Source organism: Pseudomonas sp. GM33, from assembly GCF_000282295.1.
Lineage (GTDB): Bacteria > Pseudomonadota > Gammaproteobacteria > Pseudomonadales > Pseudomonadaceae > Aquipseudomonas > Aquipseudomonas laurylsulfatiphila.
In genome coordinates, this window is the sequence record NZ_AKJO01000024.1 from 24,009 (window position 1) to 30,416 (window position 6,408).

Annotated in this window: 6 protein-coding genes; 1 reads left to right on the plus strand and 5 read right to left on the minus strand. The window is 59.9% G+C overall.

Going from position 1 to position 6,408, the window contains the following annotated elements; translation table 11 throughout:
- Window positions 1–193: 193 nt before the first annotated feature.
- The gene (locus tag PMI26_RS25025) at window positions 194–682 is read right to left on the minus strand and encodes an SRPBCC family protein (protein WP_007971070.1); all 489 of its coding nucleotides are present in this window, start codon (window positions 680–682) and stop codon (window positions 194–196) included.
- A 288-nt stretch (window positions 683–970) separates the two neighbouring features.
- On the opposite strand from PMI26_RS25025, the gene PMI26_RS25020 reads away from it, so the two are divergent.
- The gene (locus tag PMI26_RS25020) at window positions 971–1,372 is read left to right on the plus strand and encodes a lysozyme inhibitor LprI family protein (RefSeq protein ID WP_007971071.1); all 402 of its coding nucleotides are present in this window, start codon (window positions 971–973) and stop codon (window positions 1,370–1,372) included.
- 131 nt (window positions 1,373–1,503) lie between these two features.
- Here the strand turns inward: PMI26_RS25020 and peaD are convergent, their stop codons facing one another.
- The 4 genes from peaD to peaA all read right to left on the minus strand — a co-directional run bounded on the left by peaD (window position 1,504) and on the right by peaA (window position 6,080).
- On the minus strand, window positions 1,504–2,622 hold the full coding sequence (peaD, locus tag PMI26_RS25015) for a quinohemoprotein amine dehydrogenase subunit beta (protein ID WP_033047452.1): 1,119 nt from the start codon (window positions 2,620–2,622) through the stop codon (window positions 1,504–1,506).
- Between the two features lie 38 nt (window positions 2,623–2,660).
- A complete protein-coding gene (gene qhpC / locus PMI26_RS25010; protein ID WP_007971075.1) occupies window positions 2,661–2,984 on the minus strand; it encodes a quinohemoprotein amine dehydrogenase subunit gamma in 324 nt (107 codons plus the stop codon).
- Between the two features lies 1 nt (window position 2,985).
- The gene (peaB, locus tag PMI26_RS25005; protein WP_007971077.1) at window positions 2,986–4,416 is read right to left on the minus strand and encodes a quinohemoprotein amine dehydrogenase maturation protein; all 1,431 of its coding nucleotides are present in this window, start codon (window positions 4,414–4,416) and stop codon (window positions 2,986–2,988) included.
- Between the two features lie 83 nt (window positions 4,417–4,499).
- Window positions 4,500–6,080 (minus strand): quinohemoprotein amine dehydrogenase subunit alpha, encoded by a 1,581-nt coding sequence (gene peaA / locus PMI26_RS25000; protein ID WP_007971079.1) that lies wholly within the window; start codon window positions 6,078–6,080, stop codon window positions 4,500–4,502.
- Window positions 6,081–6,408: the final 328 nt, after the last annotated feature.

The window sequence follows — 6,408 nt, forward strand, 5'->3', positions numbered from 1 at the left end:
AGCACATCCTGTGCTTCAGTGGGTGAGGCCAGAATACGCATCGGATCCTAATTGTAACAGGCGATATCACTACCATCGCGTGTAAGACATTCGCTATAAGGCACCTTCCGAAAACCCTTAGACACCTCAGGTGCCTGGCCTGGAAGCCGCGAGTCTAAAGGCCTCCAGCTGACTTTCGACGGCCAGGCGCTGGTCAGTCACCCTGAAGCTCGTGGGCCTTGGCCCTTTCCACAAGAAACTGTTCGATGTTGCTCATCTGCTCGTCCCAACCACGGCTGTCCATACGGAACGCCTTGAGGCGACGATGCTGGGGAATGTGGTCGAAACCCGACTCGGACACCTTCAGAAGCGTGCCTTCATCCATGTCTTCAAGTTCGAATTTCACCAGGGTGGTGGGTTCCTGGGAGTAATCGAACTCCGGCTCTATCGCATAAGGGTGCCAGCGAAACGAAAACAGCCGTTCCGGCTCGACCCGTTCTACCAGTACATTCCAGCGCAAATGCTCATAACCGGGGTAGGTAATCTGCCCCTGGGTCCACTCGCCTGCCACAAAACGCTTGCCTTCCAGCGCCACGCCAAACCACTTCCCGAACTCTTCGGCATTGGCCAGCACGCGCCAGACCTGCGAACGCTTGGCCTTGAGCAGAATTTTCCTTTCGATGCGATCAGATGCTGGGTTCATAAGTCACCTCCTGTACTTGAACAGTAGGTCAGTAAGACCACAAGACCAACCCTAAAGTTGTACCAATCGGGATGCGCAATCAACCATGTCCGAGATATTCGGTTGCATTTGCGCGGATAAGTTCTGGGGCAATCACAAAGTCAGAGGCTCGAAACTGCTTACGCTCTCTGCTGAAAAGCATCGAATGGCAATCGCTGGTGAAAACATTTGCAGTGGCAAGCGTAGCGGACTGAATCCGTCACACGGCTACACTGCACCTCAACATTCAGTCACAGCGAGTAATCCGGCATGAACCCACGCTTACTATTGGCATTGACGCCTCTGCTGTTCACCTCCATGGCGGTCGCCGTGGACTGCGACAACGCCAGCGACCAGGCGACGATGAACCAGTGTGCGGCGCAGCAGAATGCGGCCGCCGACAAGGAATTGAATGCGCTGTACCAGCAGATCACTTCGCGATTCAAGGGCAACCCGGACAACAAGAAGCTGCTGGTGGGTGCGCAGCGGGCGTGGGTGGCGTTCCGCGATGCCGAGTGCAAGTTCTCGGCGTCCGGGGTGGAAGGCGGGAGTGTGTATCCTCTGATCTACAGCAACTGCACCACGGAACTGACCAAGGCGCGGGTGCAGACGTTCAAGAACTACCTGAAGTGTCAGGAGGGGGATATGAGTTGTCCGGTGCCGGGGGGCTGATTCTGTAGCGCCTGACAAGGCCTCTTCGCGAGCAGGCTCGCTCCCACATTCAACCGTGTTCTTTCAGAAAGAATGCGATCAACTGTGGGAGCGAGCCTGCTCGCGATTGGCGTCAGTTCAGTCGCCACAATTTACCGGACGAAAATCTGCGCCGTGGTAATCGCCATGTCCCCCCCTGGCAATTTGATGCTGCCGGTCTGTTTCAGGCTGTCGGCATCGAATATCGCCACGTCGTTGAACGTCCCGGCCAGGTAGATCTTGCTGCCGTCCTTGTTGAAGGAAATGCAGTAGTAGGAGTGATCAAGCGTCGCCGCCTGGAGCATTTTCTTCTCCTTGATGTCGTACTTGGCCAGGCGATTGAGCACGCCGAACATCAGGTTCGGGTCCTTGGGCGAGCGCATGCCGCTGAAATAGATTTCCGTCAGCGGCCCGAAGTCGGTGGTTTCGGTCTTGCCGGTTTTCAGGTCGACGCTGAACAGGCCGTACAGGTATTCGGCGGTGGCCGGGTCCTGCTTCTTGTCCTTGAATTTCGCGGCGGTGTAGAGCAGCGAGAAGTCGTGCCGATACGTCTGCTGGTTCCACACGTAGAGCACGTCCGGCGCGCTGTAATTCGGGCGTTTCCAGTGACGGCTGGGGATCAGCACGTCGAACTTGCCGGTCTGCACATTGACCTTGTAGACGTCCGCCCCGGCTACATACAAGGTGCCGTCGTCGCCACTCTGCATGATGGTCAGCTGCCTTGGCGCCGGGAAGCTGCGCACCGGCTTGGCATCCATGCCGGCGTCGGTCTTGTACACGTCGAGCCGAGGCTGCTGCACTTCGTAGCGGTCGTTCATCATCAGCGTCGGGTTGGCGATGGTGAACAGTTCCTTGCCGTCATGGCTGAGGGTGAAGGCGAACATCGACTTGGCCTTCTCCCCCGGCTTCTGGGTGATGCTGGCGTGGAACACCTGTTTGCAGCTGTCCAGTTCGACGCCGTAGACATCCGCATAGTGGTTGTTCAGCACGTAGGCGGTCTTGCGATCCGGCGACAATTGCACGGTGCCGGGGCCGAAGGCGTCAGGCATCTTGCAGGTCTTGTACAAGGTGTCGGTAGCCAGGTCGATCACGTGCAGGTTGTTGGGGTAGTTGGTGGTCAACATGTATTCGTGACCGTCCTGCAGCGCGGTGTTTTCATCGGCCAGGACACTGACCGAACAACTGCTCAGGACGGCAAACGCGGCCAGGCCGCAGGCTTTGATGCTGTGCATGCTGGAATCCTTCTTGTTATACGCTGCTTTCAAGGGCATCACTTGTCCTTGGGGAAGACAGTGCCGAGGTTGCGCCAGTTTTCGTTGGACGCCTGGGCATCCTTGTTCCAGTCCGGGTAGGTGCTCATCATGTCGGGCACCTGGGCCGGCCACCAGCACGGGTCGGAGCACCCGTAGAGGTCGGCCTCCATCGGCTGGCACAGTGACGACACACCGCCGAACGCATCGATTTCCCAGCCCGGGTCGGTGGTCGAGGCACAGCCCGCCACGGAGCTCATGGCCACCACTTCTTCAATGCGGTTCTCGTCCGCGGCCTGATCCAGCTTCAACGCTTTGTTATTGATTGCCTTGAGATGTTTCATATCAGTGAGCCTTGCGCGGAGTGATGTAACTGCTGATGAACGCAGGGTTATGGGCCATGATCCGGGTGTAGACCTCGATGCCGAAGTCGACCCAGTCACGCATCAGTTCGCAGTAGTGATAGGTCGGGTGCGTCGGGTCGCCGTAGCGGGCGTAGCTCTCGTGGTAGCAACCGCCGGAGCACAGGTTGCGGATCTGACAGTCTTCGCAGCCGGTGTTGGTGCGGTCCAGGCGCTGGGACAGGAAGTCGTTCAACTCCACCTGCTTGACGCCGCTGTGCACGTTGCCGAAGGTCGGCAGGCTCGAACCGGTAAAACGGTGGCACAGGTTCAGCTCGCCCTTGTGATCGACCGCCAGCATCTTCAGGCCCGCGCCGCACGGCAGGGCCTTTTTGTGGCCTTCGTGGATGTCGGTGATCAACTGGTGCAGGTTGGAGAAGCCGATGTTGCGGTGCTCCAGCGCCGCTTCCAGATAGCGCCGACCGAGTTTTTTCATGTTGGCGAAGACTTCGATCAACTCGTCGCTGGTCAGGTTGAAGCTGCTGATATCGCCCGACGTCACCGGGGCAAAGCCGACTTCGGCGAAGCCCAACTCGTTGAACAGGTGGTCCCAGATGGTTTCAACGTCGGTCACGCCGGTGGTCAGGGTCACCCGCGCGCCCACCGGACGGCTGTTATAGCGCGACAGCAGCATCTCGGCCTTGCGCCGCACCACGTCATAGGTGCCCTGCCCGCCCACGGTGATGCGGTTGCGGTCGTGCACGGTCTTCGGCCCATCGATGCTCACCGACAGCCCGAAACGGTGGGCGTTGAGGTAGTCCACGGTTTCTTCGGTGAGCAGCGTGGCGTTGGTGGTCATGACGAATTCGACGAACTTGCCAGCCTCGCGAAAACGCTTCTCACAGTAATCGACCATGTACTCGATCAGCTTGCGGTTGCTCAGCGGTTCGCCGCCGAAGAACACCACGGTGAAACGCTCTTCATCCGGGGATTCGCGCAGCAGCATTTCCACCGAGGCAATCGCCGTTTCGACGTCCATTTTCTTGCCCGCCGACGGCTTGTCGAGGTCTTCCTTGTAGCAGTAGGTGCAGCTCAGGTTGCAGCCGGTGTTGACGTTGAGCACCACGGTGTTGATCGCCGTGCGCTCGACCCGTTTGGTGGCGATGTCCGGAGTCAGCGGCGAGCCGTCGCTGACCAGTTCCAGGGCCATCAGCTCGCGCAGGGTCTCGGTGATTTCCTCGCCGTTGAAACGCGCGGCCAGGCGCTGGATCAGGTCGTCCGAGGAGCAGCCGGGGCCGCGCAGGGTATCGATGATGGTGCCCGTCAGTTCATCGCTGGCGAACAGCGAACTGCTGGGGATGTGAAACAGCATGCGGTCGGCATCGACCTGCACTTCGTGCAGATTGCGTTCGACCAGATTCAAGATAGCGCCCATTGCAAACCTCCTGTGCAGGCCCCGGTTGGCGGGGCCTGCGGTCATTCCAAAAAGATGTCTGAAACCGTGAGAGATCAGTCAACTTATGGAATGGGTGGATTGTTCCAGCGTTGCACGGTGACGATCATGTGGCCTTCGCCGGTCAGGGATTTCCCTGCGTCGTCGACGGCGGCGATCACCTTGAGGTTGCCGGCATTGTTGGTGGACATCTTGCGTGCCGGGTTCGGCCCGGCATCGCCCGGGGTGAACACGCCCGCGTCGGCCTGCATGGTGCCGGCGAACTTGACGTCTTCGTCTTCCTTGGCGCGGTCGTCGAAGGCTTCGACCTTCCACTGCGCCGGGAACACGCCGATGCGGTACGGCTTGCCATCGGCGCCCTTGCCCCAGGCCTCGGCATCGAATCGGCCCTGGACCTTCGGCGTCGAACCGCCACCCTCGCCGATCCGTGCCACCGAGAACTCAGGCACGACCTTGACTGCGTCGATCTTGCTGTACACCGACAGGCTCGGGCCTTTCAGCGTGCCGACGGTCACTGCACGCGCGCCCGGCTGGGCATTGGCGGCGGCCTTGAGCTTGACCTTGATCTGCTCCGGGCTCTGCGAGACGACTTCAACCACTTCCACGCCTTTGCCAAAGTTCGGCTTGCCGGAAAGTCCGCTGCCGATCAGGGTCACTTCGGTTTCGCTGCCGGCCTTCACGTAGCCCGGTTGCACCGCCAGCAAACGTTGGGAGCCCTGTTTGGCGGCGACGAAGTCCAGGCCGCGCTCGTCGTGCTCGGCCTCGAACATGCGGCCCTGCATGGCATTGCCTTGCGCGGCGAACACCTGGCGCATGGTCACGCCATCGATGGTCACGTTGCCACGCCATTCATAGCCGGTGTAGAGAATCGCGCTGCCGTCGCCATTGAACGGCGAGCCGTCCGCGTACTGGCCTTTGACGCTGACCTTGAAGGTGTCGCTACCGTCGGCGGTCACGCTCATCACACCGGCCAGTTCACCTTTGCCCGGCAAGTGGCCGCTGAAGCTCCAGTCCCCCGCCAGCGCCTCGCTTTTCGGTGCGGCGCTCTGCCATTTTTTCCAGGCCGGGTTGTCCAGCGGATAACGTTTGGCCAGCAGCGGCACCATCTCTTTGCGGGCCAGATCGAACCAGTCGCGGTCGCGGGCAAGCGCCTGGTATTCCAGCGACGGCCATTGGCCGAGGTGGAAGTTCACCAGGCGCTCCCACTCCTGGGCCGGCCGCCGTTGCAGGGCCACCCGCGCACCGGAGTGGCAGCGGCCGCACATCTGGCTGGTCTGCTCATCGAATTGCTCAACGGTATTGAGCCGGCGCTCCAGCGCATAACGCACGCCGTCGGTTTCGCTCGGCGCCAGGCCCTGGGTATCGGCCAGGTATTTGACCAGCGTGCGACGGTCGTCGTCGCTGATCTGCAACCCGTGCATGGTCTGCATGCGGGCAATGCTCATCAGCCAGCCTTCCGGCGTCTTGCGCTGGTGGCTGATGCGGCTCAGGCCGTTATCGGCTTCGGGGGTATGACAGCCCTGACAGGTTTCCTTGAGGATGGTCTGGGCGTCGCGGGCTGCCAGGCTATAGGGCGAATGCAGCGCTACGCAAGCCGCTACGGCCAGCAGGCTGGCGCTCATGCCTGATCGGAGTTTTCTCTTCATCAACGTCGAACCTCGCACGGTGCGTTCTTATTGTTGTGACTTAGCGTTTTTATGGTTTCTGCCGCCGGCGGTGAACCGCTGACGGAGGCAAGAGAAACGTCTGCGATGAGCAATACACGGAGCGTGCCAGCTTATGAATAGTGTTCTTTATCAAGCATTTATTTGAAATACAGGGCTATTGACGCCTTCTGAAGCAGACGACAGGCGTCCAATTTCGCGACAGTTGTTTCACTCTGAGACAAGCATAGGATCAAGATCAAAAGATCGCAGCCTGCGGCAGCTCCTACAGGTGCACGCCGATTCCAGTGTAGGAGCTGCCGTGTAGTGG